This window comes from Streptomyces sp. NPDC005262 (genome assembly GCF_042872425.1).
GTDB lineage: Bacteria > Actinomycetota > Actinomycetes > Streptomycetales > Streptomycetaceae > Streptomyces.
On sequence record NZ_JBIAKK010000006.1, the window covers coordinates 88,096 to 113,545 of the forward strand.

Sequence of the window (25,450 nt, forward strand, 5' to 3'; positions counted from 1 at the left end):
CGTGCTGGGCGACTCCGACGAGGACCGCACGGAGCGGCCGGGGGATCCGTGTCCACGGGACAGCCCTTGGCCGGGCCCCGGCTAGGACCGTCGCACCCGTGCCGCCAGCCGGCTTCCCAGGCGCCTGCCGAAGGTGCCGGGCCGGCGGCGCCAGGTCCGGAACGCCTCCGCCGTGCGGCTGCTGCCCGTCCGTTCGGCGGCCCTCTCCACCGCCGCGATCTCGCTGCCGGACAGGTCGTGCACCACCGGACGCAGCACCTCCTCCAGCAGTGCGGCCCGGGTCTCGCTCCAGGCCCGGCCCGCGTGCGGATGAGAGGTCCAGACGGTGAAGCAGTCGGCCACGTAAGCCGGTTCGGTCCGCAGCCGGGCCAGGACGGTGTCGTGGCGGGCGGCCCTGCCGTAGGCCGCGATCAGGTCCCGGTCGTCGCTGTGCACGAATGCGTACAGCTCCGCCTCGGGGCGTTCCGGTGCGAGCAGCTTGTGGGCGAGGGTGCCGTAGGCGTGCTCCAGCACAGTGGGTTCCACCGGCTCGGCGCGGGCGCGTAGAGCCTTTGCGCGGTCGGGCCAGCCGGGCGCCGACTCACCGGACCTGATGTCGCGGGCGAACTCGAGCAGCCGCAGCGCACCGCGGCCGCGTGCGTCGATCTCCTGGGGGAAGCAGCGCAGCAGATCGTGGGCGAGTTCGGCGGCATCCGCGTCGTCCGAAGGCGCGGACAGTGCGGCGGCGAGGAGGTGTGACCACGTGCCGGCCGTCCGGTGGGAGTCGGAACCGGACTCGCCGAGCAGGAGGAGGGCCTCGCCCGCCGTCGGGGTGGTATCACCCCAGATCAGCCCGACGGCGGTGCGCAGTACCAGCGGCTCGGCAAAGGGTGAGAACCCTGCGGCGCGCAGCACCGTGTGCAGCGCCATGATGCGGTCGGAGCCCTGCTCCTTCGCGCGGGGCGCCGCGGCGCACATCCGCAGATGCGGCAGTGCCTGCGCGCCGGTGAAGGGGAGGGCGACGCGGGTGAGGAGTTCTTCGGCGGCGGAGGGTGCGGTCAGGGCGAGTTGGTCCAGTTCGCCGAGGAGCGCCGTGCGGACGTCGAACTGCTCGTCGAGGAGGTCGAGCAGTGCGGGGCCGCTGTCCGGCGCCGGAGCTGCCAGCAGGATCCGGGCCATGTGCCGTGCGACGGAGGGAAGTTGGTCTGCCAGATCCATGTCGAGCAGCCGGGCGATCCGGAGCAGCTGCACCTGGCGCCCGATGGTCTCCCCGACCGTCGTCTCCGAGGTGAGCTCGGCGAGCAGGTCCGGACCGAGCTCCTCGGCCAGCTCCTTCACGGCGGCGGGCTCGGCGAACGCCGAGCGGGGCGGGAGCGCGAGCACGGTGTCGCTGCGCCGCACCGCCTCCGTCACCAGCAGTGCGGCGAGCGGTGCCGTGGTGGTGGCGGGGACACGTCCTTCGAGCGCCGCCAGCAGCCGTGCCACCGACGCCGACTCGGCGGCGGTACGGTCGTCGGCCGGTGCCGTGAGCGCGGCGGTCAGCCGACGTACCTGCTGTTCATCCAGCGCATACGGCCTCTCGGCAGCCCAATCGGCGGCTGCTGCACGCCCGTTCGGACCGAGCGCGATGCCCGCGTGCAGTGCGGTGAAGGCGAGCGGTCCGGCGGCGAAGGGCGCGCCAGGCAGCCCGGCAGCCGCCCGGAACAGTTCAGGTGCACGGCTGCGCCAGATCCGGGCCACCGTCTCCGCCCAGGCATCGTCCACCGGCCACTCCGGAGCACGGCCGGCGCACGCGTGCACACGGAAGCCCGGGCCGGTCAGCTCGTGAGCGTCGTCCGGCAGTACGCCGATCACCTGGTGCGGGGAGTGCGCCGGGCGGCGGGTGTACGTGGTGAACGTCAGCCGCTGTGCGTCCTCCGGCGGGAGTACGGCGCCGGCCAGCGCGATCCACCGGGCCACGTCCGCACTCTGCCGCTCCACGAGGACGATCTGCACCGACGACGGTTTCTCACTCACCCGGCGCAGATCGGCGAAGACCGTCGCGAGCCAGGGGCTGCGGGAGACCGCGAAGTCGTTGAGCGCCTCCTGCCCGAAGGCGGCAGAGGCGGGGAGGGCCGAAATGCGGTCCGGTGTACCGCCGTCGGGCGTGGTCGACGCCCAGCTCGGCGACCGCCACGCCGTGATCGGGAGCGCGTCGCCCGGCAGGCGCGTGCCGGCCGGAAGATGCACCGCATGCGCGTGGAAGTGACCGGCGCCGGAACCCCCGAGTGCCACGGTACGGCTCAGCAGATGGCTGCCGTCGGAGAGCGCGCTGAAGCTGAACGTCTCGGGGAAGGACCGGAGTTCAGCGGCGGTCGGATGGTACGGCGCCCCGGCCGGAGGCTCGTAACCGAGCAGCTGCTCCGCCTCGGTCAGCACCGGCGTCGGTATGCCCCCACCGACCGCCGTGAACCGTGCGCCGACCCCGTCTTCCCCCGCGGAGGCCGAGGTGTAGTGCAACTGCGCGAGGCTCATGCGTCGGCCCTCTTCGTCCTTGCCACGTACGTCCCCGTGCGTCTGCACGCCCCGCCCTCGTCGGCCGTCCGTCATGGACCGACCGTACGGGCGCGGCGACGACCCCGGCGGGGAGCGGTCCGCAATCGCGGGAGCGACGCTATCAAGGTGCGGCGGGCCCGCAGGCACGCTGCCGAAACGTGATCCGGGCAACTGCCACGGAAGCATTCGGACCGACGGTTGTCGGGGGAGCCGGTGGCGCCACCGCTGGGTTCCGGCGGCGGGTACGGGCTGATCCCGGTCGAGGCGCCGGCCGACCGGCGAGTGGTGCCGGACGGCGTACAGACGCGCACGACGGTCCGTGCCGAGCCGGACCTGCTCTCGTCCAGGGAGGTTCGATCAAGGTGACGCCGGGTGCGGCGTCGCGGACGAGATTGCCGGGCGGACTCGGGACCAGGCGCCGTCCGCGCCGACCACGAGGTCGAACGCCTCCGTCGCCCGTCCGCGAAATGGACCAGCACGCCATCCCGGGTTCCCGGCACCACCTCCGTCACGCCCCGCCCCCACCGAGCGTCCAGCGGGCCGAGCAGCAGGTCACGGAGTTGCCGGCGGTCGATCTCGGGATTGCCCCGGTCATCCGGCCGGGGGTCGGCGACCTCGTGGGAGGACCGGGACCGGGCGCAACTGTACGGGCGCACCGCCCTCGGTCTGCTGCGTTACCACTACTGGATGGCCGACACCTCACCGGCCCGCATGACCCGACTGGTGGGTGTGCGGGACCAGATGATGGCCCACAACCTCCTCGCCGTCGCCGCTCGGGGCCCGGCGCTCATCCACGCCCACAACTCCCATCTCCAGCGGGGGAGGAGCACGATGCGGATGGGCGCAATGCCGCTGGAGTGGTGGAGCGCCGGTGCGCTGGTGAGCGCCCGACTCGGCGAGGAGTACGCCTTCGTGGCCACGGCCCTCGGCACGATGCGGCACCAGGGAGTGGACACGCCGCCGCCGGACACCGTCGAAGGACTCCTGTACGCGCTCCCGGCGGACCGCTGTGTCATCGACGCCCCGCGGCTGGCCGCCGCCCTCGGCGACACGCGGCCCGAGCCCCGCGTATCCCCATGGTTCGGTTACGCCCCGCTCGACCCGGCCCACCTGGCGGACAGCGACGGCATCGTGTTCGTCAAGGACGTCCCGTAGAGCCGGCTTGCGCGTCAACCTCCGGCTCCGTCGTCATGGCCGCCGTGATGCACGTCGGAGCCGGGGTGAAAAGCCGGCAGCGGACTCGGATCAGGTTTCGGGACCTCACCTCGGTGACGTCCCGTCCCGCGGGTGTTCGTGACCCCAGGTGTGCCCGGCAGCGGTGCCGGGCACGGCTGCACGCGGGAGCGGTCCTGCCCACCGCCGACGGGAGCCGGCCCCAGGGCGGGGCGGCGCTGCGCAGATCCGCGTGCGGAGCGCGTCCTGGTACCGACGCGCTCCTGGTCCGCAGCGTCCGGACACGCTCCAGTCAGCGGGTGGCGAGGAGCTCGAGTGTGTCGATCACACGGTTCGAGAAGCCCCACTCGTTGTCGTACCAGGCGACCACCTTCACGTGCCGGCCGTCGACCCGGGTGAGGGCCGAGTCGAAGATCGACGAGGCCGGATTGCCCGTGATGTCGGAGGACACGAGCGGGAAGTCCGAGTACTCGAGGACGCCGGCGAGCGGCCCGTCCGCCGCGGCGCGATACGCCGCCAGCACGTCCTCGCGCGTCACGTCACGGGCGACGGTCGTGTTGAGCTCGACGATCGAGCCCACCGGAACCGGCACCCGGATCGAGTCGCCCGACAGCTTGCCTTCCAGGTTCGGCAGCACCAGACCGATCGCCTTGGCGGCGCCCGTCGTGGTCGGCACGATGTTGACGGCGGCAGCTCGGGCGCGACGGGCGTCGCGGTGCGGACCGTCCTGAAGGTTCTGCTCCTGCGTGTAGGCGTGCACCGTGGTCATGAAGCCGTGCTCGATCCCGGCGAGCTCGTCGAGTACCGCGGCCAGCGGTGCAAGCGCGTTGGTCGTGCACGAAGCGTTCGACACGATCGTGTGCGCGGTCGGGTCGTACGCGTCGGTGTTGACCCCGAATGCCAGCGTGACATCGGCGCCGTCCGACGGTGCGCTGACCAGGACCTTCTTCGCGCCCGCATCGAGGTGGGCGTGCGCGGCCTCGGCCGACGTGAAGCGGCCAGTCGCTTCGAGGACGACGTCGACACCGAGTTCGGCCCACGGCAGCCGCGCCGGTTCACGCTCGGCGAGCACCTTGATGCGACGGCCGTCGACGACGAGGGCGTCCCCGTCGGCGGTCACCGGGCGACCGAGCCGGCCGGCCGTCGTGTCGTAGGCGAGCAGTCGTGCGAGGGTGGCGGGCTCCGTGAGGTCGTTGACGGCGACGACCTCGAGCTTGCTGTCACGTTCGAGCAGCGCGCGCAGCACGTTGCGTCCGATGCGGCCGAATCCGTTGATGGCGATGCGAGTCATAAGTGCTGTCCCTTCGGTTCGCCACCCAGGCTCGCTCGCGACACCCGTCGGTGACAGTGGCGCGATCGCCACGGTTCAAAAGGATCGCGCCAGGTGCGGCGTGGCTACTCGCCTCGGGCGAAGGTGCGCCGGTACTCGCTCGGCGTGGTGCCGAGGATGCGGTGGAAGTGCAACCGCAGATTCGCACCGGTGCCGAGGCCGACGTCGGCGGCGATCTGCTCGACGCTGCGCTGCGAACGCTCGAGCAGTTCGCGGGCCATGTCGATGCGGGCTCGCATGACCCACTGCATCGGCGTGTACCCGGTCTCCGCTACGAAGCGCCGCGAGAACGTGCGCGGCGAGACCGCCGCCTGCCGCGCCAGCCTCTCGAGGGTGAGGGGTTCATCGAGCCGGTGCAGCGCCCACTCGCGGGTGTCTGCGAATCGCTCACCGAGCGGCTCGGGCACGCTGCGCGGCACGTACTGCGCCTGACCGCCACTGCGGTAGGGGGCTGCGACCAGTCGCCGCGCCGCGTGGTTCGATGCGGCCACCCCGAGGTCGCCGCGCAGAATGTGCAGGCACAGGTCGATGCCCGAGGCGGCGCCGGCCGACGTCAGCACGCTGCCCTCGTCGACGAACAGGACGTTCTCGTCGACCTGAACGAGTGGATGCTTCGCCGCCAGCGCCCGTGAGTAGTGCCAGTGGGTCGTGGCACGCCTGCCGTCGAGCAGGCCCGTCGCGGCGAGCGCGAAGGCGCCTGTCGAGATGGCGGCGAGCCGCGCGCCCCGGTCGTGGGCGGCGATCAGCGCGTCGACGACGGCCTGCGGCGGATCGTCACGGTCCGGGAAGCGATAACCGGGGATGAAGACGATGTCGGCCCACGCAAGTGCGTCGAGGCCATGGGCGACGTGGTACGAAAGGCCGTCGCCACCGGTCACGAGACCAGGTGCCGCGCCGCACAACCGCACCTGGTACGGCATGCTCGCGCGCGTCGTGAACACCTGCGCGGGGATTCCGACATCGAGCGGCTTCGCACCCTCGAGCACAAGGACGGCGACGCGACGCAGGCGGGAGGCTGACACGGAGACAGGGTACGCAGGGGCGCGGGCCCGGTCCGGTGGTGCGGTAGGGGCTCCACCGCGCGGGTCCGGCCACCTCGGGACGGCCCGCTCACAACGAGGTACGCGGAGACCTGCGGCGCGAGCGGCGCCTGAGGGCCGTCCCGCAGAGAGTCCGCGAGAGCGCGGTGTGTCCGCCGGGGAGACGGACGACAAGCGCGCTTCGGCTCGTGCCGAACCGGGGTGAACCCGGCGCAGCCGAACCGGATCACCTGGTAGGCGTCCACCGGATGGGCCAAGCCGAACCCGGGGGACGACCGGGCCCTGTCACCCGATGAGGTGCCGGGCCGCGACAACCTGCCGCGGGAGACCGGCGACTCATCGCCCGCTCGGTTCCCGGGGCCGGCCGCCCGTTCCACAGGGCGGCCGGCCCCTCCGTCCGGTGCGGCATGAAGCGGAACTGCGGCTGCGCTTAAGAAAACCTCGATGGACCTGGGGCGCGGGGTACGGCAGATTTCTCCGTGACGGCAGAGGATGGTGCGCGGCAGCCGATCACCGCGCGCGCTGCCCATGCCGTCCCTCCTCCTTCCCCGGGCCGCAGGCCGCCTCAGGCGTGCCCCCGGCCCGGGGCAATCACCACGTACCACGTACAGGGAGCCGAAGCCGTGAAGGCACTCGTGAAGCAGAAGGCCGAGCCCGGACTCTGGCTGATGGACGTTCCCGAGCCGGAGATCGGCCCCTCGGACGTGCTGATCAAGGTGCTCCGTACCGGTATCTGCGGGACCGACCTGCACATCCGCAACTACGACGGCTGGGCCCAGCAGGCCGTGAAGACGCCGCTCGTCCTCGGCCACGAGTTCGTCGGCGAGGTCGCCGCGATCGGCGCCGACGTCGTCGACATCGCCCTCGGCGACCTGGTCAGCGGCGAAGGCCACCTGGTCTGCGGAAAGTGCCGCAACTGTCTGGCCGGACGCCGGCACCTGTGCCGCTCCACCCTGGGACTCGGCGTCGGCCGCGACGGGGCGTTCGCCGAGTACGTCGCGCTCCCCGCCTCCAACGTGTGGGTGCACCGGGTCCCCGTCGACCTCGACGTCGCCGCGATCTTCGACCCGTTCGGCAACGCCGTGCACACCGCGCTGTCGTTCCCGCTCGTCGGCGAGGACGTCCTGATCACCGGCGCCGGACCGATCGGCATCATGGCCGCGGCCGTCGCCAAGCACGCGGGCGCCCGCAACGTCGTGATCACCGACGTCAGCGAGGCCCGGCTCGACCTGGCCCGGAAGGTCGGCGTCAGCCTCGCCCTCAACGTCCGCGAACAGACCATCGCCGACGGCCAGCAGAAGCTCGGCCTGCGCGAGGGCTTCGACATCGGCCTGGAGATGTCCGGCCGCCCCGAGGCCATGCGCGACATGATCGCGAACATGACGCACGGCGGACGGATCGCCATGCTCGGACTGCCGTCCGAAGAGTTCGCCGTCGACTGGTCGCGCATCGTCACCTCGATGATCACGATCAAGGGGATCTACGGGCGCGAGATGTACGAGACCTGGTACGCCATGTCCGTACTGCTGGAGGGCGGCCTCGACCTCGCCCCGGTGATCACCGGACGGTACGGCTACCGCGACTTCGAGGCGGCCTTCGACGACGCGGCGAGCGGACTCGGCGGCAAGGTCATCCTCGACTGGACCTCCTGACCACCCGTATCCAGCTATCGAGCCGGGAGAGACCCCTCATGTTCGACTCCGTACGCGACGACATGCGCACCACCCTCGACGAGATCAAGGCCGCCGGACTCCACAAGCCCGAGCGTGTGATCGGCACCCCGCAGTCCGCGACCGTCGCCGTCACCGCGGGTGGCCGCCCCGGCGAGGTGCTCAACTTCTGCGCCAACAACTACCTCGGCCTCGCCGACCATCCCGACGTGATCGCCGCCGCCCACGAGGCGCTGGACCGCTGGGGCTACGGGATGGCCTCGGTCCGCTTCATCTGCGGCACCCAGGAGGTCCACAAGGAGCTGGAGCAGCGGCTCTCGTCGTTCCTCGGCCAGGAGGACACGATCCTCTACTCCTCCTGCTTCGATGCCAACGGCGGTGTCTTCGAGACCGTCCTCGGCCCGGAGGACGCGGTCATCTCCGACGCCCTCAACCATGCCTCCATCATCGACGGCATCCGCCTCTCCAAGGCCAAGCGGTTCCGCTACGCCAACCGCGACATGGCCGACCTGGAGAAGCAGCTCAAGGAGGCGTCGGACGCCCGGCGCCGGCTCATCGTCACCGACGGCGTGTTCTCCATGGACGGCTACGTCGCCCCGCTGCGCGAGATCTGCGACCTGGCCGACCGGTACGACGCCATGGTCATGGTCGACGACTCGCACGCCGTCGGCTTCGTCGGCCCCGGCGGCCGCGGCACCCCCGAGCTGCACGACGTCATGGACCGTGTCGACATCATCACCGGCACCCTCGGCAAGGCACTCGGCGGTGCGTCCGGCGGCTATGTCGCGGCCCGCGCCGAGATCGTCGCGCTGCTGCGCCAGCGGTCCCGCCCGTACCTCTTCTCCAACTCGCTCGCCCCGGTCATCGCGGCGGCCTCACTGAAGGTCATCGACCTGCTGGAGTCCGCCGGTGACCTGCGCGAGCAGCTCAACGCCAACACCGCGCTCTTCCGTACCCGGATGACCGAGGAAGGCTTCGACATCCTGCCCGGCGACCACGCCATCGCCCCCGTCATGATCGGGGACGCGGCGAAGGCAGGCCGGATGGCGGAGCTGCTCCTGGAGCGCGGTGTGTACGTGATCGGGTTCTCGTACCCGGTGGTCCCGCAGGGCGCGGCACGCATCCGCGTGCAGCTGTCCGCCGCGCACTCCACGGACGATGTGAACCGTGCGGTGGACGCGTTCGTCGACGCGCGGGCCGCATTGAGCGAGTAGGACCCCGCCGGAGGCCCGGGACCGGACGGTCCCGGGCCTCCGGCGGTCCCGGGCCTCCCCGACCGGGTCCAGGGCCGGGACATCCAGCGGGACCTGGGACAATGGATCGCATGATCGATGCACGGCGGCTGCGTATTCTCCGTGCGGTGGCCGACCACCGCACCGTGACTGCGGCAGCCGCCGCGCTGTATCTGACCCCTTCCGCCGTCTCCCAGCAGCTTGCCGCGCTGGAACAGGAGACCGGTCACCGGCTGGTCGACCGGAGCGCCCGGGGCGTCCGGCTCACCGCCGCCGGCGAGATCCTGCTGACTCACACCAACGCGGTCCTCGCCCAACTGGAAAGGGCGGAGGCCGAGCTCGCCGCATACAGCGCGGGGGACGCCGGTACGGTCACGGTCGCCGCGTTCGCCACGGGCATCGGCCTGGTGCTCGCCCCGGCGATCGCCGAGCTGACGCTCACCGCCCCCGGCATCCGGGTCCGGGTGCAGGACGCGGAGGGCGACGCGAGCGTGCCGATGGTGCTGGACCGGCAGGTGGATGTGGCGGTCGCCGTCGAATACCGGGGCGCGCCCGACGAGGACGACCGGCGGCTGACCCGGGTACCGCTGTACTCGGAGCCGTTCGACGCGGTGCTGCCGGTGGGCCACCGGCTGGCCGACCAGGACCAGGTGACGATCGCGGACCTGGAGAAGGACCCGTGGATCGGTCAGTATCCCGGCAACCCGTGCCATGACGTGGTGGTCCTGGCCTGCGAGTTCGCCGGCTTCCAGCCGAGATTGGAGCACTCCTCGGACGACTTCCGGGCGGTCGTGGCGCTGGCCGGGGCAGGGGCCGGAGTGGCACTGGTGCCGAGGTGGGCGCTACGCGGCATGGACCTTGCGGGCGTGATGGTGCGGCCGGTTGAGGGCAGCGCACCGACCCGACGGGTGTTCGCAGCGGTGCGGCACGGGGCGGAGGGCCACCCACTGATCAGACCGGTCCTCGATGCTCTGCAGGGCGCGGCAGTGCGGTTGCCTGCGGGCTGAGCGGGATTGCGCCTGCGACGGGCTCTGTCCTCGATCGCCCGACGGGCTTGCGTCGCGTCATCCGCGTGGTCGCCCCACCGGCTTGCCGGCCCGCCGCCTCGCGCGCTTCATGAAGGCCCTCGCCTCGCCACGTAGCTCGTCCCGAGGGCTCGAAGTCCTCAGGGGGTCAGGACGCCGGCAGCGGGAACAGCATGCATGTACTGGTGGCGTGGGCGAGGAGGCGGTCCGTCTCGTCGATGAGCCGGGCTTCGGCGAGGGCGGTGCGGCGGCCGCTGCTGATGAGCGTGCCGACGGCGCGGATCCTGCCGGTGTCGACGGTGACGGGGCGCAGGAACTTCACGGTCAGGTCGACCGAGGTGTACGCCATGCCCGGCGGCAGGGTGGACTGGACTGCGCAACCGGCGGCCGAGTCCAGCAGTGTGGCGTAGACCCCGCCGTGCACGCTGCCGATGGGGTTGTAGTGCTCCTCGCCAGGGATCAGGGAGAACACCGCCCGTCCGTGCTCGACCTCGTCGAGGGTGATGTCCAGGGTGGCGCCGACCGGAGGGCCGGGCAGCCGTCCGGCGGCGATCTCGCGCAGGAACTCCAGACCCGTGCTCCGCCCGACGGTGGCCGCCGAGATCGCCGGATCTTCCCATTCGTATGTACGTGACCGTCCCATGCGGCTGGCGCCTCCTCAGCTGACTTTGTCTCTCAAAGCTAGCTATCGACGCAGCTGACTGTCAATATCAAAGCCAGGAGGGCTACCATGACGGGATGAAGTGGCTGGAGATGAGCACGGAGAACTGCACGGTCCAGCGCACCCTCGACGTGGTCGGCGAGAAGTGGACTCTGCTGATCCTGCGCGACGCCTTCAACGGAGTGCGCCGCTTCGACGACTTCCGCCGCCATGTGGGGCTCTCGGAGGCCGTCCTGGCCGACCGGCTCCGCAAACTGGTCGCGGCCGGGGTCCTGCGGACCGTCCCGTACCAGGAGCAGGGCAGCCGGACCCGGAACGAATATCGCCTGACCGGCAAGGGCAGGGACCTGTGGCCCGTTCTCGTGGCGCTCAGGCAGTGGGGTGAGACCTACGCCGCCGACCCCGAGGGCCCGGTCCTGGACATGCGGCACAGTGACTGCGGCGCCCCGGTGCACGTCGTGGTCGAGTGCTCCGGCGAGCATGCCGCGCTCACCCCGGCCGAGGTCACGGTCCTGCCCGGACCTGCGGCCAGGCCTCACGGCTGAGTGGCTGCAGGCGAGTTGATCCCTACGTGACGGTCGAAGGCTCCTGAATTCCGAGGGGCCGACCGTCGCAACGGTCTGATTCCGTGTCGCCGGAGTCCTTGCGGCGGCGGACCCCTCCGAGGGCGAGAGTCGCCCGTCCTTCCGCCGCCGCACCGCCGCGAGCGACATCATGTGGGCTGCAGCAGGTCCCAGCGGTTGCCGTACAGGTCCTCGAAGACCGCGACCGAGCCGTACGGTTCGTGGCGCGGTTCCTCCAGGAAGCGGACTCCGGCTGCCTGCATCCGCGCATGGTCGGCCGTGAAGTCCTCGGTGTGCAGGAAGAAGCCGACCCGGCCGCCGGTCTGTGCGCCGACGCGGCTGCGCTGGTCGTCGTCCTTCGCGCGGGCCAGCAGGAGCCCCGTTCCCTCCGTCGCGCCGCGCGGCCGGACGACGACCCAGCGGGAGCCGTCCCCGCGGTCGGTGTCCTCCAGGAGATCGAAGCCGAGCGCGTCCGTGTAGAAGGAGATGGCCTCGTCGTAGTCGCGGACGACCAGGGTGACCAGGGCGATGTGAGACATGGCGGTTCCTCGGGGGTACTGAGTGCGGTTATACGTAACACTACCCAGAGTGCCGTTCGTGCCGGAACAATGCGCCGCATGCAGACGAGTGACGTCGGTGAACTGTCGGCCCGCGCCCGCCGGCTCGCCGTCCCCGGCCGCCGCCGCATCCTCGGCATCGCGGGGCCGCCCGGCGCCGGGAAGTCCACGCTCGCCGAGCGGCTGGTCGGCGGGCTCGGCGGGCTCGCCGTCCTCGTCCCGATGGACGGCTTCCATCTCGCGCAGGCCGAACTGGACCGCCTCGGCCGCGCAGGCCGCAAGGGAGCCCCCGACACCTTCGACGCGGCCGGCTACGCCGCCCTGCTCCGACGCCTGCGCACGCCCGGGGATCAGGGGCCCGTATACGCCCCCGCCTTCGACCGCGCCCTGGAGGAGCCGATCGCCGGGGCCATTCCCGTACTCCCAGACATCCCGCTCGTCGTCACCGAAGGCAACTACCTCCTCCATGACGACGGGCCGTGGGCTTCCGTGCGCCGGCTGCTCGACGAGGTCTGGTTCCTGGATCTCGACCCGGACGTCAGGGTCCGCAGACTCGTCGACCGCCATGTGCGGTTCGGCAAGCCCCGCCCGTACGCCGAGCGCTGGGTCGCCGAGTCGGACGAGACCAATGCCCGGCTCGTCGACCGTGGCCGGGACCGCGCCGACCTCGTCGTACGACTGCGACCCGCCGTCTGACCCGCGCTCGCACCCGTCCCCGCCGCCGGGCAGGATGCTGTGTGCCGTATCGCTTCGCCAGGAGGTTCCGCATGTCCAGCCCGAACCAGCCCGTGCCCTTCACCGCCGACGACTACCGGGCGAGGATGGCGCGGGCCGCCGAGTCCGCCGCGGAAGCCGGGCTCGCAGGCGTCCTCGTCGCACCGGGCCCGGACCTCGTCCACCTCACCGGCTACCGGCCCGTGAACACCGAACGCCTCACTCTCCTCGTCCTCAAGGCGGGCGAGGACCCGGTGCTCGTCGTGCCCACCCTGGAGGCGCCGGACGCCGAGCAGGCCGTCGGCTCCCCGGCCCTGACCCTGCGCGACTGGACCGACGGCAAGGACCCGTACGCCGTGGCCGCCCAGCTGCTCGACGCGGACGGCCGGTTCGGGATCAGCGACAACGCCTGGGCGATGCATCTGCTCGGGCTGCAGCAGTTCCTCCCCGGCACCTCGTACGTCTCCCTCACCGAGGCCCTGCCGATGCTGCGGGCGGTCAAGGACGCGGCCGAGCTGGAACGGCTCGCCGCAGCCGGGGCCGCCGCCGACGCCACGTACGAGGAGATCCTGAAGGTCCGCTTCTCCGGCCGCAAGGAGACCCACGTCGCCGCCGATCTCGCCGCACTGCTCAAGCAGTTCGGGCACTCACAGGTCGACTTCACCGTCGTCGGCTCCGGCCCGAACGGCGCCAACCCGCACCACGAGGCAGGCGATCGCACCATCGAGCACGGCGACATGGTGGTGCTCGACTTCGGCGGCCTCAAGCACGGCTACGGCTCCGACACCTCCCGCACGGTCCATGTCGGTGAACCCACCGCCGAGGAGCAGCGGGTGCACGACGTCGTGCGGGAGGCGCAGGAGGCCGGCTGTCGCGCCGTCCGGCCCGGCATCGCCTGCCAGGAGATCGACCGGGCGGCCCGCGCGGTCATCACCGAATTCGGTTACGGCGAGCGCTTCATCCACCGCACCGGCCACGGCATCGGCGTCACCACCCATGAACCCCCGTACATGATCGAGGGCGAGGAGCAGCTGCTGGTGCCCGGCATGTGCTTCTCCGTGGAGCCCGGGATCTATCTGCCGGGCCGGTTCGGCGTACGCATCGAGGACATCGTGACTGTCACCGACGACGGCGGGCGGCGGCTGAACACCACCGCGCGCGAGCTGGCAGTCGTCGAGTAGCTCACGAGCCGCCGCGGTTGCTGAGCCGCGCCAGGGTCGCGTACGGATACGGCAGCGGCCGCGCGCTCGCCCCGTCGAGCCGCGCCGTCTGGTCAGCCGTCAGTTCCCAGCCCACGGCGCCGAGATTCTCGGTCAGCTGCTCGACGATACGACGGCGTCCACGACGCCCCAGGTCTCCTCGTTGTCGCGGAGCCGCCAGTCGTCGCTCCTGTTCTCCTGCCGGTCCCCGTCCTGTGCCACGCCGCGTCAGTCGTCGGCGAGTACCACGCACGACTCCGGCGGCAGATGCAGCAGCCCGTCCGCGTCCGGTGCCGCCACCGGTTCCCAGGCGGCCAGCACCCTGCCCATGCCGGTCCGGTTCCTTCCACCGCCGAGTGGGATCGTGGCCGGCTTCTCGTCGAGGTTGACCGCGATCCGCAGATCGCCCCTGCGGTACGCCAGCCAGCGAGCCTGTTCGTCGTGGGCGGTCTTCACCGCGGCCAGATCGGGATCCGACAGATCGGGCATGGTGCGGCGCAGCGCGATCAGCTCGCGGTGCCAGGCGTGGAGGCGGGCATGCGGTTCGCGTTCCGGCTCGGTCCAGTCCAGGCAGGAGCGGTCGCGGGTGGCCGGGTCCTGCGGGTCCGGGATGTCGTCCGCCGCCCAGCCGTGCGCCGCGAACTCCCGCCGTCTGCCGTTGCGTACCGCCTCGGCGAGCGCCGGATCGGTGTGGTCGGTGAAGAACTGCCAGGGGGTGCGGGCACCCCACTCCTCTCCCATGAACAGCATCGGGGTGAACGGGCCGGTCAGCACCAGCGCCGCCGCGCAGGCCAGCAGACCGGGGGAGAGCGTGGCGGAGAGCCGGTCGCCGAGCGCCCGGTTGCCGATCTGGTCATGGGTCTGCGCGTAGCCGACGAAGCGGATGGCCGGGGTGCGGACGGTGTCGACGGGGCGGCCGTGCGTGCGGCCGCGGAAGGCGGAGTACGTGCCGTCATGGAAGAAGGCGCTGGTCACGGTCTTGGCGACGGCGGCCAGCGGGGCGGTGGCGAAGTCGGCGTAGTAGCCCTGGGACTCGCCGGTCAGGGCTGTGTGCAGGGCATGGTGGAAGTCGTCGTTCCACTGGGCGTGCAGACCGATCCCGCCCTCCGCGCGCGGCGTAGTGGTGCGCGGGTCGCAGAGGTCGGACTCGGCGATCAGGGCCAGCGGACGACCGAGCTCCGTGGCGAGTGCGTCGACCGCCCTGGACAACTCCTCCAGGAAGGTCAGCGCCCGGGTGTCGGCGAGGGCGTGGACGGCGTCGAGCCGCAGCCCGTCGAGCCGGTAGTCGCGCAGCCAGCCGAGCGCGCTGCCGAGCAGATACCCGCGGACCTCGTCCGAGCCGGCGGCGTCGAGGTTGACCGCGGCTCCCCACGGCGTGTGGTGGGTCTCGGTGAAGTACGGGCCGAACGCCGGCAGGTAGTTACCGGACGGGCCCAGGTGGTTGTGGACCACGTCGAGGACCACCGCAAGACCGAGCCCGTGTGCCGTGTCGACAAAGCGCTTCAGCCCGTCCGGGCCGCCGTACGGTTCGTGCACGGCCCACAGCGACACTCCTTCGTACCCCCACCCGTGAGTGCCGGGGAAGGGGCAGACGGGCATCAGCGACACATGCGTGATGCCCAGCTCGGCGAGGTGCGGCAGGCGCGCCGCGGCGGCGTCGAAGGTGCCCTCCTCGGTGTACGTGCCGATATGCAGTTCGTACAGGACGGCGCCCGGCAGCCCGCGCCCCGTCCACGCGGCGCGCCAGGGGTACGCCTCCTGGTCGACGACGGCGCTCTCGCCGTCCGGGCCGTCGGGCTGGCGGCGCGAACGCGGGTCGGGCAGCACGGGGCCGTCGTCGAGCACGAAGCCGTACCGGTCGCCGTCCGTGGCCTCCGCATCGGCCGTCCACCAGCCCGTTCGTACCTCGTCACGCGTCATCGGCCGCAGCGCGCCCGCCAGTCGCAACCGAACCGAGTCCGCCTCAGGTGCCCATACCTCGAACAGCATGCATCGCTCCTCGTCTCGTCGCCTCGGCCCCATGGTCGGCAGAAGTCGCGATCACCGGCCCACGACACTGGATCGAGCCCATTACTGGCGATTAAGGTCTGGTTCTGATCATTGCCCTGCCAGGTTCTGGCTCATACGTACGGCTGCTGGAGGCCGAGATGACTGTGCCGACGTTCCCGCCGGGATTCCTCTGGGGAGCCTCCGCCTCCGCCTTCCAGACCGAAGGAGCGGCCGACGCCGACGGCAAGGGCCCCTCCGGCTGGGACGCCTTCGCCGCCCAGCCGGGACGGATCAAGGACGGCACCGACACCAGCCGCGGCACCGGCTTCCACGAGCGCTACCGCGAGGACGTCGCCCTCCTGGCCGGCCTCGGCGCCGACGCCTTCCGGTTCTCCGTCAGCTGGCCGCGTGTGGTGCCGGGCGGCAGCGGCGCCGTCAACCCGGCAGGGCTCGACTTCTACGACCGGCTCGTCGACGAACTCTGTGCCCACGGCATCACCCCGGCCCCCACCCTCTACCACTGGGACACCCCGCTGCCGCTCGACGAGGCGGGCGGCTGGCTGAACCGGGACACCGCCTACCGTTTCGCCGAGTACGCGGGCATCGTCGCCGAGCGGCTCGCCGACCGCGTACCCATGTGGATCACCATCAACGAACCCGCCGAAGTGACGATGCTCGGCTATGCGTTGGGCGAGCACGCGCCGGGCCGCACCCTCCTCTTCGACGCGCTGCCCGCCGCCCACCACCAGCTCCTCGCCCACGGTCTCGGCGTCCGCGCGCTGCGGGCGGCCGGTGCCACCGAGATCGGCGTGGCCGTGTCGCACACCCCCGTCTGGACCGCGGGGGAGTCGGAGGAGGACCGGTTCGGTGCCGAGCTGTACGACACCCTCACCAACTGGATGTTCGCCGACCCGATCCTCACCGGCCGCTACCCCGACGAGAACTTCGCCGCGCTGATGCCCGGACCGGTCGAGGACGACCTCAGGACGATCTCCACCCCGCTCGACTGGTACGGGGTCAACTACTACAACCCCACCCTCGTCGGCGCCCCCAGGGCGGACGCCCTCGAAACCTTCTCCGGCTTCGGGATGCCCGCCGAACTACCCTTCGGCATCCGAGAGATCGAGGGATACGAGAAGACCGACTTCGGCTGGCCCGTCGTCCCCGACGGACTGCGCGAGACCCTCGTGCAGCTGCAGGCCCGCTACGGCGACCGGCTCCCTCCCCTCTACATCACCGAGAACGGCTGCGCAGTCGACGAGGCCGTCACCGACACCCGCCGGATCGACTTCCTGGAAGGCCACCTGGGCGCGCTGCGCACCGCGATCGACGCAGGCGTCGACGTCCGCGGCTACTTCACCTGGTCGCTGACCGACAACGTCGAGTGGATCGAGGGCGCCAGCAAGCGCTTCGGCCTCGTCCACATCGACTACGAGACACTGCGCCGGACCCCCAAGGAGTCGTACGCCTGGTACCGCGACGTCATCCGCAGCCAGAAGGCAGCACGGGCCTCGGAGTCAGCGGACTGACCTGATCCGCCACACCAGCACCCCGCCCGCCACCGTCACCACGGTGGACGCCAGGTACAGCCCCGCGTAGCCACCCGCGTACGCCACGATCGGCGCGGCCAGCGCCGGACCGAGCACCTGGGGCGCGGAGTTGGCGACATTGATCACCCCCAGGTCCTTCGCCCGGTCCTCGGCCGCCGGCAGGACCTGGGTGATCAGCGCCTGGTCGACCGCGACGTAGATCCCGTAGCCGAGCCCGAGCAGCACCGCCGCGCCCATCGCCGCCGGCCAGGTGTGCCAGAACGTCAGCAGCAGCGAACCCACCGCCATCACCATCGAACAGACGCTGACCATCATCTTCCGCTTGCCCATCCGGTCCGAGACGATGCCGCCCGCCACTGCCGTCACCACCACACCGACGGTGTAGAGCAGCGTCAGATACAGCACACCCATGTCCGGGTCCGGGTAATGGACCGCGTCCTTGAGGAAATACAGCAGATACAGCGTGCCGATCGCATTGCCCAGTTGGACGAGGAACCGGGTCAGCCACGCCCAGCCGAAGTCCGGATGCAGCCGCGGACTCACCCAGAAGTCCTTCAGCCGCACCGCCGACCCCGGAACCCCGGGCACCGCCGGATCGCGGGTCAGCAGCACGAACGGCACCGCACACAGCACCACCAGACCCGCCAGCATCAGATACCCCGAGGCGATCCCGGTCACCACCACGGACACCAACAGCACGCCGAGGACCAGCCCGAGCGTCTGCGGTATCCCGATGAACCCGGACACCGCCGCCCGCTGCCGCACCGGCACCTGGTCCGGCACCACCGCATTCGTTCCCGCCAGCATCGCGTTCAGCCCCAGCTGGGCCAGACACCAGCCGAGCGCGACCCCGACCACGGTCGTCTGCGCCGCCGTCACCACCAGGCCGAGCGCACCCACCAGCGCGCCACCCACGATCCACGGGTGACGGCGCCCGAACCTCCCGCTCGTCCGGTCCGACAGCGCACCGGCGACCGGGTTGGCGACCACCGCGACCAACGCGCCGACGCCGGTCGCCCAGCCGAGCGCCACCTCCTTGCCGGACGTCGTCAGATCGTCGATCTGCTCGGCCAGCAGCACCTGGATCGGGGTGAGGAAAGCCATGTACAGGCCCAGGTTGGCCAGCACCAGTCCACTGATCCAGCCGCCGCCGACGCGGGACTGCGGTTCCGTTCGGGTGTCGTCCACGGTCATCGGCCGCTCGCCATCAGCTCGGTGGTGCGCGTAGCCATCGCGGTCGGAGGTGCCCCGGAGGTGCCCGGATCCTACGAACGACCCCCCGCGTGATCAATACTTCGCGCCACGGTCGCTTCGTGGTGGTCCCGAGGCCCGGCTGGGGATCTCCGCGCGCCCGACACTCGTGTCCGTACCGGCCGCACGGCGCCGACCGCGCCGGTGACCGGGACGGCGGCCGTGGGCGGCAATCTGCTGCTCATGTGGGGCCGCGCGGCGGGGATGCGACCGTCCCCGCCGCTCAGCAGCTCCGCCTCGACCGGCCGGCGGAACTCACCCCGAACCTCACACCAGATGGATGCGTTCCTGTATGACCCGATGGCCTGCCCGGGCGAACGCGGCGGCCATCGGCGCATTGCCCCGGTCGGTGGCGCCCGCGATGAACTCGGCGCCCTCGGCCGCCAGGAAGTGCGTGCACTCGACGAGCAGGTCGTACCCGTAGCCGTGGCCACGCTGTTCGGGTACGACGCCGATGAAGCCGATGCACGGACCGCCCGGGTTACGGGCCGGCACCTGGATGCCGGCCACCTCGCCGTCGGGGGTGTACGCCAGCTGCCACCAGGAGCGCGGCGAGGGGCACCAGTGGAAGAAGTCGAGTTCCTCCTGCGCCGCCTGCTCCAGTCCGCCCGGGCCCTCGATGGCCCGCCGGGCGTGCGCGTCCAGCGTGACGGAGTGGACCCGGCGCAGCACATCGAGGATCACCGCGTCGTCCGGCTCCGGGCGGAACATGAGCCGGCCGGGCCGCTCGGGCACCCCGCACTCCGGCGTCCACTCGTAGCGGTACCGCTCCACCAGCGGCTGCATACCCGTCGCGCGGGCGGCGGCGATCCTCGACTCGGCGGCGGCCGTGACATCGGGCCGCTCCCGCCAGTCGGCGGGCAGTATCAGCTCGTACTCGGCGTACAGCGGCGCACGGCGCAGCAGTTCGCTGCCCGCCTCATCCTCGCCGTCGGCGAAGTCGAACCAGTTGAGCGTCACCGGCTCGGTGTCGTCGGGCCCCGACCACCAGGCGGCCCTGGCCACGACGACACCGTCGCGCAGAGCGATCCAGCTCCACTCGGGGCGGTACTCGCCGCCCTCGTGCACCGTGGCATAGCTGTGGCCGAATGCGGCGCGGCCGACGAGACCAGGGTCCTGCAGGGTGTGGAAAAGATGTGCGTCACTCTCGGTGAGCGCGCGAACGACCAGATCGGTCATGGAAAAGTCCTCCGGAAGAAGCGATGCGCTCCCGGTCAGACCGAAACCGAAACCGCCCGGTGAACGGGACGGGAGCGCGGGAATGAAGTGGTACTGGTACGCACTGTTCTCGCCTCCTTCCTCGATCCTCGGGCGGGCGAACAACGTAACCGGCCCCACGGCTCGCGGTCCAGCGATTTATGCCCCGTCCCAGATCATGTTGAACGCGCGCTCGAAGTTGACGTACCCCAGGCGCTCGAACGACTTCGCCATCGGCACGTTGCCGAGGTCCGTCGCGGCCCGGATCCGCTCCACGCCGTCCTGCGCGGCGAGCACCCGCGTGCCCTCGGCGAGCAACTCGTCGATATGGCCGCGACCGCGCTGCGCCGGCAGCACACCGATGTACGCGATGATCGGGTTGTAGCTGTTGCGGGCCGGGATCACGAACCCGACCGGCTCACCGCCGGGGAGTTCGGCGATCCGCCACCACTCCCGCGGGGTGGTGTACCCCGCGAGCTCCTCGTCGTAGTGCTTCTCCGCGGCCTTGCGCGCGGACAGGCCCGATGCGAGGTCCTCCTGGCCGTGCGCGTCGAGGGTGCCCTCCATCACCGGGGTCATCAGTGCGAGCAGATCCTCGCGCCCGGCCACCGGACGGAAGCGCAGCCGGCCGGTGTCGGCCGGGACCGGCGTACCTGCCCGCCACTCCAGGCGCAGCCGCTCGACCAGCATCCGCGCACCGGTGCGCTCCATCACCCGGATCCGGGCCTCGACGATGTCGCGGGCCACCGGGTCCTCGCGCCAGTCCGGCGGTACGAAACGTCCGTACTCCGGCCGCGGGACCCCGGCGGGGACGACGGCAGCCGTCGCCGCCTCCAGCAGCCGCACACCTGTCTCGGTGCGCTCGGGCTCCGGCAGCGTGTCGTCGACGTCGAAGAAGTCGAGCGCCAGCGGTACGTCCCCGCCCTGGCTCCACCAGCCGGCCCGTGCTACCACCCGGTCGCCGCGCAGCGCCACCCAGAGCCACTCCGGGCGGCGGCGCCCGATGGCGAGGTCGTCGGCCAGCTCGTGGTCGAGGACGTACAACAGGCTTCGGAAGAGCCCGAGTTCGTCGGGCCCGGTGAGCGGACGGATGGTCAGTTCCAGTGGTGCAGGGGTCACCAAGTCTCCACATCTCCTTGAGGCGTGCCTGCCAACCGGCACTCAGTACACGGCACGCGGCGGGAGACAGTAGCAACGTTCTCCTGACATCGCCCGCGACATTCGGCACGGGTGCTCTGCGTCGTCGTGCCGCGCAGGTCAGGTGGGCGGAAAGCAGGCTTGTTCTGGACACTCCGGGGCGGTCGGCCCGACAATCGGTCCTGTGACGTCCTCCTTCGAGTTCCACACGTATCCCGCGCGGGTCTCCGACGCCCAGCGCGACCGTGTTCTCGGTGTGCTCAGAGAAGGCGCGGCCCAGGGCAAGCTGTCCCACGACACATTCATGCGACGCATGGAACTGGCCCTGTCCGCCCACCGCTCGGAGGAGTTGGAGGCACTCACCGCCGACCTGCGGACCGAAGGCCGCTGGACACGTGGGCTGTTCCAGGTGGTGGGCGCGGTCTCCGGGTTCCCGGCCCGGGTGCGCAGGGCCTGGCAGGCCGAGCGGCTGCCGAAGCTGCTGCTTCCCGCGCCCACCCCGTACCCCGTGCTCATCGGCCGCGACCCGGCGAACGGACTGCGGCTCACCCACGAGACCGTCTCGCGGATGCACGCCGAACTCACGGTGCAGGGCGGCCGATGGATCCTGCGCGATCTCGGCTCGACCAACGGCACGTGTGTGAACGGGCAGCGGGTGACCGGGGCGGTGTCGGTGCGTGACGGGGACCAGGTGAGCTTCGGCCGGATCACCTTCCGGCTCTCCGCGCCCGTACTCAAGCCGCCCGAGTCCCCCGGGATCGCCGGGCGTCCGGTCTGACGCCGACCGGGCACCCGCGGATCAGGCCTGTTGATGGAGGCCGCGTCCGGCGAGGGCGGGAACGGCCTCGCCGACAGTCCCGGAGAGCTTCGGACGGGCGTGGATGTGGTGCGCCACATCGGACGGTGTCGGACGGGCGTGGATGCGCTGCGCCACGTCGGACGGTCCGGCGTCCCAGCCGACGGCCAGCCGGCTCTCGGCGATCATCCCGAGACGTCTCGCGGTGTTCTCCCGAGCGGAGCCGACGGGCGCCGCCGCGGGAAGGCCGGGGCACGAGGTGTAGCCGGCTCCCACCACTGCGGGTGGGGACACGGTCGGTGGCCGTTCCCCGCCCCCTCCCTCACCCGAATGGCCGTACCGCCACTGCAGTGACCGCGCCGCGATGGTCCCCTGGATGCATCCGCGTCGTACCGCGGCGCACCGATCCAGGGGGGTACGGATGCCGACTGATGACCCCGACGGCATACCCGTGCCCACGCCTGTGCCCGTGGCCCCGCCCGCAGCGGGCCACGGCCGCCGCGCCGCCCGGCCCGGCACCGGCCCGAGCCTCCTCGCCCCCGGCGCCGCGCACGACCCGTACCGGCTCTATCGCGTGCTGCGCGAGGAGTACCCGCTCAGCTACGACGCACTCCTCGGCGCCTGGCTGCTCAGCCGGTACGCCGATGTGACCACCGCCCTCACCGACCCGCGGTTCACCGGCTTCCCGCACGACGGGGCGCCCCGCGGCGGGCCCGCGCCGCGCGGGCTCTGCCACGGCAGCATGGCGTGCCAGCCCCGGCCGCAGGACATCGCGCGGGCGGCAGCGACCGCGCCCCGTCACCTCACCGAGCACGTCGAGCGGACCGCCTACGTCCTCGCCCGCCGCATCGCCGGGCGGCAACAGGCGGACCTCGTCAAGGAGTTCTGCCACTGGCTGCCCGTAGGCGCCGGCACCTACCCGGATCTGGGCCCGTTGCCCCGCCACGCCGCCACCGCCCCCTGCACCCGGCAGACCGCCCTCCGGGAAACCGCGCTCGCCTCCTTCCTCGCCAATGTGCTGGACGATCCCGACCTCCTGGCAGCCCTGCGCGTCGAACCCGCTTTCGCCCACCGCGCCTGGACCGAATCGCTGCGCCGCGACCCTCCCGTGCAGTTCGTGCTGCGCCGCACCGTCGCCGAGGTCCGGGTCAGCGGCGGCACGCTCCCCGCCGGTGCGCCCGTCGCCTGTCTGATCGGCGCGGCGGGCCGCGATCCGGAGCGGTACGCCTCACCCGACCTCTTCGACCCCTTCCGCCGTGACCAGGGCGCGTCCACGGCCGGACCGGAGTCCTGCCCCGCCGTCCTGCTCGGCCGGCTGGAGGCCGAACAGGGACTGATCGCCCTGCTCGACGCCATGCCCCGGCTCCGCTGGGTGGACGGGTTCCGTCCGGCCGGCACCGGTCTGCTCACCCGCGGTCCGCGGACCCTCCTCGTCCGACCCGGCTGAGCAGCGCCACCGGCCGCTCGGCGAACAGCTCGGCCACCGCGACCACACCCCCGGAGAACTTCCGGCCCGAGGTCAGCAGATCGGTCCACGCGCCGTCGTCCGGCAGCGTCAGCTCCGTGCCGCGCCAGCCGCCCGCCCCGGCCAGCCGCAGCGACAGCCTGGTCACCGCCGTGACCACCTCGCCCGAGCGGCAGAAGGCCAGACAGTGCGCGGCCGCCGGACCCTGCACGGTCAGCGGGGTGTACGTTCCCGATTCGCCGAAGAGCTCCGGCCGCTCGCGCCGCAGCCGGAGTGCCGCCACCGTGAGCGCGGCCTTCTCAGTGACGGGCCCGTCCTCGGGCGGCTGCCGGAACGGCTGCCGGTTGTCCGGGTCGACGAGGGCGGCGTACTCCTGCTCCGTCCCCTGGTACAGGTCCGGTACCCCCGGCATCGTCAGCTGCACCAGCGCCGCGCCTGCGATGTTGGCCTGTGCGAACGGTTCGAGCGCCGCCGCGAACCGATCCAGCGCCGCCCGCGCCGGACCGGTGCCGGCGGCCGGTCCCGCCGCGACGAAATCCGACACCGCCTGCTCGTACACCGGATCGGGCTCGGTCCAGCTGGTGAAGAGACCCGCTTCGCGAACCGCCTTGAGCAGTGCGGATTCGAACCGCTCCGCTCTCTCCACGGCCGGCAGCCCCGCGCAGCCGAACGCCGTCTGCCAGGCCTGCCAGGCCAGCTGGGGATCGGGTGCGGTCGCCGTCGGCGCCGCCCGCCCCAGCTCCGCCAGCAGCTCCGACCACTGATCCGGGCACTCCGACAGCACCGCGATCCGGGCCCGCACATCCGCACTGCGCTTGGTGTCATGGGTCGTCAGCGCCGTGCCGGTGGCGGGCCAGTCGCGCGCCAGCCGGGCACAGAACGCATGGAACTCCTCCGGAGCCACCGCCGGGGACCCTGGATCACCGCCCACCTCGGCCGCCGAGATCAGCGGCGCGTAGCGGTAGAACGCCGTGTCCTCGACCGACTTGGCCCGCAGCGCGGACGCGGTCTGCGCGAACCTGGCGCAGAACGCCGCCCGCTCCGGCCCGTCACCGAGCCGCCCGAGTGCCAGATCCCGCACCACATCGACGGCCGTCGCCTCCTGCGGCACGGAGAACACCGCTCTGGCCTCGCGTACGGCGGTGTTCGGCAGCGTCGCCTCCGCCGCCGCCGTGCAGGGCCCGCCGGCCGTGACATACGGACGGTAGACCGGAACGCGGACCAGCAGTTCGCGCACGGCGGTGTGCAGCGCCCAGGGAGCGTGGTCGCGCAGCGCGGGGTCCTCGGCGCAGATGCGCACGGCGAGCCTGGTCAGGTGTTCGGTCTCGGCGGCCAGCTCATGCGTCACCACCCGGTACGCGGCGCGGCGGACCGTCGCCGCCCAGTAGCCGCCGCGGTCCCCGGCCGGATTCGCGAACTCCCGGTACCCGCGGGCCAGCTCGGCGACGCCCACCGGGTCGATGAACAGCCCGTCGACCCGGTGCAGGGCGTCGTACCCGGTCGTCCCGGCGACGGCCCAGCCCGCGGGCAGCGGCTCGGTGCCGGTGAGGATCTTCTCCACGACCGTCCACCGGCCGCCGGTCGCCTCGCCGAGCCGCTCCAGATAGGAGACGGGATCGGCGAGTCCGTCCGGATGGTCGATGCGCAGCCCGTCGACCACACCGTCCCGGACCAGTTCGAGGATCTTGGCATGGGTGGCGGCGAACACCTCGGGATCCTCGACCCGCACCCCGATGAGGTCGGAGATGGTGAAGAACCGCCGGTAGTTCAGCTCGGTACGGGCCAGTCGCCACCAGCCGAGCCGGTAGTGCTGCGCGTCCAGCAGCTTCGTCAGCGGCAGACCGGTGGTGCCGGCCCGGAGCGGGAACTCCTGTTCACCGTAGTGCAGCACCTCCCCGTCGACCCGGAACCGGTCCCTCTCGTCGCTGATCCGGCCGCCGAGCACCGGCAGCAGCACCTTGCCGTCGCCCGCCGTCCAGTCGATGTCGAACCAGCGGGCGTACGGGGACCCGGGGCCCTCGCGCAGGACCTCCCACAGCGCGCGGTTGTGCCGGGGGACAGCGGCCATGTGGTTCGGCACGATGTCCAGCACCAGCCCGAGTCCGTGCTCCCGGGCCGTGCGCGCCAGCTGACGCAGCCCCTCCTCACCGCCGAGCTCGGCCCGGACACGGCTGTGGTCGACGACGTCATAGCCGTGTGTGGAGCCGGGCACGGCTTCCAGAACCGGGGACAGATGCAGATGGGATACGCCGAGCGCGGCGAGATACGGCACCGCGTGCCCGGCGGCCGAGAACGGGAAGTCGGGCTGGAGCTGAAGCCGGTACGTGGCGGTGGGCGTCATGCGAACGTACGTACCCAGCCTGAGGCCGACTGTGACACGGCATCCG

The 25,450-nt window shown here is 71.8% G+C and carries 19 protein-coding genes and 3 pseudogenes; 10 read left to right on the forward strand and 12 right to left on the reverse strand.

What is annotated here, in order from left to right:
* Window positions 1-81 precede the first annotated feature (81 nt).
* On the reverse strand, window positions 82-2,493 hold the full coding sequence (locus ACFYP5_RS17530; protein ID WP_389037045.1) for a GTPase-associated protein 1-related protein: 2,412 nt from the start codon (window positions 2,491-2,493) through the stop codon (window positions 82-84).
* A 393-nt stretch (window positions 2,494-2,886) separates the two neighbouring features.
* Window positions 2,887-3,119: pseudogene (locus ACFYP5_RS17535) on the reverse strand (FAD-dependent oxidoreductase); the annotation flags it as partial.
* A gap of 4 nt (window positions 3,120-3,123) precedes the next feature.
* Between ACFYP5_RS17535 and ACFYP5_RS17540 the strand changes: the two are divergent.
* Window positions 3,124-3,669 (forward strand): annotated as a pseudogene (locus tag ACFYP5_RS17540) (erythromycin esterase family protein); the annotation flags it as partial.
* Between the two features lie 310 nt (window positions 3,670-3,979).
* Here the strand turns inward: ACFYP5_RS17540 and gap are convergent.
* Together gap and ACFYP5_RS17550 are read right to left on the reverse strand one after the other, a co-directional pair.
* Window positions 3,980-4,978, reverse strand: a complete 999-nt coding sequence (gene gap / locus ACFYP5_RS17545) for a type I glyceraldehyde-3-phosphate dehydrogenase (RefSeq protein ID WP_389036362.1) — start codon at window positions 4,976-4,978, stop codon at window positions 3,980-3,982.
* A 104-nt stretch (window positions 4,979-5,082) separates the two neighbouring features.
* Entirely contained in the window at window positions 5,083-6,039 is a 957-nt protein-coding gene (locus ACFYP5_RS17550) for a GlxA family transcriptional regulator (RefSeq protein WP_389036365.1), read from the reverse strand.
* A gap of 641 nt (window positions 6,040-6,680) precedes the next feature.
* Here ACFYP5_RS17550 and tdh point away from each other — a divergent pair.
* The 3 genes from tdh to ACFYP5_RS17565 all read left to right on the forward strand — a co-directional run bounded on the left by tdh (window position 6,681) and on the right by ACFYP5_RS17565 (window position 9,966).
* On the forward strand, window positions 6,681-7,709 hold the full coding sequence (tdh, locus tag ACFYP5_RS17555) for an L-threonine 3-dehydrogenase (RefSeq protein WP_389036368.1): 1,029 nt from the start codon (window positions 6,681-6,683) through the stop codon (window positions 7,707-7,709).
* Between the two features lie 38 nt (window positions 7,710-7,747).
* A complete protein-coding gene (locus tag ACFYP5_RS17560; RefSeq protein WP_389036370.1) occupies window positions 7,748-8,941 on the forward strand; it encodes a glycine C-acetyltransferase in 1,194 nt (397 codons plus the stop codon).
* Window positions 8,942-9,051: 110 nt separating this feature from the next.
* Window positions 9,052-9,966 carry a LysR family transcriptional regulator gene (locus tag ACFYP5_RS17565; RefSeq protein ID WP_389036372.1) on the forward strand — a complete coding sequence of 305 codons (915 nt, stop codon included), beginning with the start codon at window positions 9,052-9,054 and terminating at the stop codon, window positions 9,964-9,966.
* Between the two features lie 166 nt (window positions 9,967-10,132).
* Here the strand turns inward: ACFYP5_RS17565 and ACFYP5_RS17570 are convergent, their stop codons facing one another.
* Window positions 10,133-10,627, reverse strand: coding sequence for a PaaI family thioesterase (locus tag ACFYP5_RS17570; RefSeq protein WP_389036375.1), 495 nt, complete (start codon window positions 10,625-10,627; stop codon window positions 10,133-10,135).
* A 95-nt stretch (window positions 10,628-10,722) separates the two neighbouring features.
* Between ACFYP5_RS17570 and ACFYP5_RS17575 the strand changes: the two genes are divergently transcribed.
* Entirely contained in the window at window positions 10,723-11,190 is a 468-nt protein-coding gene (locus ACFYP5_RS17575) for a winged helix-turn-helix transcriptional regulator (RefSeq protein WP_389036378.1), read from the forward strand.
* A gap of 167 nt (window positions 11,191-11,357) precedes the next feature.
* Here ACFYP5_RS17575 and ACFYP5_RS17580 read toward each other — a convergent pair whose 3' ends face one another.
* Complete coding sequence (locus tag ACFYP5_RS17580) at window positions 11,358-11,747, reverse strand: VOC family protein (protein WP_389036381.1); 390 nt, start codon at window positions 11,745-11,747, stop codon at window positions 11,358-11,360.
* A 78-nt stretch (window positions 11,748-11,825) separates the two neighbouring features.
* On the opposite strand from ACFYP5_RS17580, the gene ACFYP5_RS17585 reads away from it, so the two are divergent.
* Window positions 11,826-12,461: a nucleoside/nucleotide kinase family protein gene (locus tag ACFYP5_RS17585; RefSeq protein ID WP_389036384.1), complete on the forward strand. Its 636-nt coding sequence runs from the start codon at window positions 11,826-11,828 to the stop codon at window positions 12,459-12,461.
* Between the two features lie 71 nt (window positions 12,462-12,532).
* A complete protein-coding gene (locus tag ACFYP5_RS17590) occupies window positions 12,533-13,660 on the forward strand; it encodes an aminopeptidase P family protein (RefSeq protein WP_389036387.1) in 1,128 nt (375 codons plus the stop codon).
* Between the two features lie 246 nt (window positions 13,661-13,906).
* Here the strand turns inward: ACFYP5_RS17590 and treZ are convergent, their stop codons facing one another.
* Window positions 13,907-15,667, reverse strand: coding sequence for a malto-oligosyltrehalose trehalohydrolase (treZ, locus tag ACFYP5_RS17595; RefSeq protein ID WP_389036391.1), 1,761 nt, complete (start codon window positions 15,665-15,667; stop codon window positions 13,907-13,909).
* A gap of 158 nt (window positions 15,668-15,825) precedes the next feature.
* Here treZ and ACFYP5_RS17600 point away from each other — a divergent pair, with 158 nt between their 5' ends.
* Window positions 15,826-17,196, forward strand: coding sequence for a GH1 family beta-glucosidase (locus ACFYP5_RS17600; protein WP_389036394.1), 1,371 nt, complete (start codon window positions 15,826-15,828; stop codon window positions 17,194-17,196).
* Here the strand turns inward: ACFYP5_RS17600 and ACFYP5_RS17605 are convergent.
* The 3 genes from ACFYP5_RS17605 to ACFYP5_RS17615 form a co-directional block, all read right to left on the reverse strand.
* Window positions 17,185-18,411 carry an MFS transporter gene (locus ACFYP5_RS17605; RefSeq protein ID WP_389036397.1) on the reverse strand — a complete coding sequence of 409 codons (1,227 nt, stop codon included), beginning with the start codon at window positions 18,409-18,411 and terminating at the stop codon, window positions 17,185-17,187. The two genes, ACFYP5_RS17600 and ACFYP5_RS17605, sit on opposite strands and share 12 nt — an antisense overlap.
* A 324-nt stretch (window positions 18,412-18,735) precedes the next feature.
* On the reverse strand, window positions 18,736-19,647 hold the full coding sequence (locus ACFYP5_RS17610; RefSeq protein WP_389036400.1) for a GNAT family N-acetyltransferase: 912 nt from the start codon (window positions 19,645-19,647) through the stop codon (window positions 18,736-18,738).
* A gap of 177 nt (window positions 19,648-19,824) precedes the next feature.
* Window positions 19,825-20,784: a GNAT family N-acetyltransferase gene (locus ACFYP5_RS17615; protein ID WP_389036403.1), complete on the reverse strand. Its 960-nt coding sequence runs from the start codon at window positions 20,782-20,784 to the stop codon at window positions 19,825-19,827.
* A gap of 202 nt (window positions 20,785-20,986) precedes the next feature.
* On the opposite strand from ACFYP5_RS17615, the gene ACFYP5_RS17620 reads away from it, so the two are divergent.
* Window positions 20,987-21,580: an FHA domain-containing protein gene (locus ACFYP5_RS17620; RefSeq protein ID WP_389036406.1), complete on the forward strand. Its 594-nt coding sequence runs from the start codon at window positions 20,987-20,989 to the stop codon at window positions 21,578-21,580.
* A 21-nt stretch (window positions 21,581-21,601) separates the two neighbouring features.
* Here ACFYP5_RS17620 and ACFYP5_RS17625 read toward each other — a convergent pair.
* Window positions 21,602-21,787 (reverse strand): annotated as a pseudogene (locus tag ACFYP5_RS17625) (hypothetical protein); the annotation flags it as partial.
* 232 nt (window positions 21,788-22,019) lie between these two features.
* On the opposite strand from ACFYP5_RS17625, the gene ACFYP5_RS17630 reads away from it, so the two are divergent.
* Window positions 22,020-23,045, forward strand: coding sequence for a cytochrome P450 (locus tag ACFYP5_RS17630; RefSeq protein ID WP_389036410.1), 1,026 nt, complete (start codon window positions 22,020-22,022; stop codon window positions 23,043-23,045).
* Here the strand turns inward: ACFYP5_RS17630 and treY are convergent.
* Window positions 23,005-25,404: a malto-oligosyltrehalose synthase gene (treY, locus tag ACFYP5_RS17635; RefSeq protein WP_389036413.1), complete on the reverse strand. Its 2,400-nt coding sequence runs from the start codon at window positions 25,402-25,404 to the stop codon at window positions 23,005-23,007. The genes ACFYP5_RS17630 and treY overlap by 41 nt on opposite strands.
* Window positions 25,405-25,450: the final 46 nt, after the last annotated feature.

What these genes read in the sequence shown, in the direction of transcription:
- ACFYP5_RS17530 (WP_389037045.1), bottom strand. Translation starts at nt 2,493, where the DNA reads ATGAGCCTCGCGCAGTTGCACTACACCTCGGCCTCCGCGGGGGAAGAC.
- gap (WP_389036362.1), bottom strand. Translation starts at nt 4,978, where the DNA reads ATGACTCGCATCGCCATCAACGGATTCGGCCGCATCGGACGCAACGTG.
- ACFYP5_RS17560 (WP_389036370.1), top strand. Translation starts at nt 7,748, where the DNA reads ATGTTCGACTCCGTACGCGACGACATGCGCACCACCCTCGACGAGATC.
- ACFYP5_RS17565 (WP_389036372.1), top strand. Translation starts at nt 9,052, where the DNA reads ATGATCGATGCACGGCGGCTGCGTATTCTCCGTGCGGTGGCCGACCAC.
- ACFYP5_RS17570 (WP_389036375.1), bottom strand. Translation starts at nt 10,627, where the DNA reads ATGGGACGGTCACGTACATACGAATGGGAAGATCCGGCGATCTCGGCG.
- ACFYP5_RS17575 (WP_389036378.1), top strand. Translation starts at nt 10,723, where the DNA reads ATGAAGTGGCTGGAGATGAGCACGGAGAACTGCACGGTCCAGCGCACC.
- ACFYP5_RS17580 (WP_389036381.1), bottom strand. Translation starts at nt 11,747, where the DNA reads ATGTCTCACATCGCCCTGGTCACCCTGGTCGTCCGCGACTACGACGAG.
- ACFYP5_RS17585 (WP_389036384.1), top strand. Translation starts at nt 11,826, where the DNA reads ATGCAGACGAGTGACGTCGGTGAACTGTCGGCCCGCGCCCGCCGGCTC.
- ACFYP5_RS17590 (WP_389036387.1), top strand. Translation starts at nt 12,533, where the DNA reads ATGTCCAGCCCGAACCAGCCCGTGCCCTTCACCGCCGACGACTACCGG.
- treZ (WP_389036391.1), bottom strand. Translation starts at nt 15,667, where the DNA reads ATGCTGTTCGAGGTATGGGCACCTGAGGCGGACTCGGTTCGGTTGCGA.
- ACFYP5_RS17600 (WP_389036394.1), top strand. Translation starts at nt 15,826, where the DNA reads ATGACTGTGCCGACGTTCCCGCCGGGATTCCTCTGGGGAGCCTCCGCC.
- ACFYP5_RS17605 (WP_389036397.1), bottom strand. Translation starts at nt 18,411, where the DNA reads ATGACCGTGGACGACACCCGAACGGAACCGCAGTCCCGCGTCGGCGGC.
- ACFYP5_RS17610 (WP_389036400.1), bottom strand. Translation starts at nt 19,647, where the DNA reads ATGACCGATCTGGTCGTTCGCGCGCTCACCGAGAGTGACGCACATCTT.
- ACFYP5_RS17630 (WP_389036410.1), top strand. Translation starts at nt 22,020, where the DNA reads ATGCCGACTGATGACCCCGACGGCATACCCGTGCCCACGCCTGTGCCC.
- treY (WP_389036413.1), bottom strand. Translation starts at nt 25,404, where the DNA reads ATGACGCCCACCGCCACGTACCGGCTTCAGCTCCAGCCCGACTTCCCG.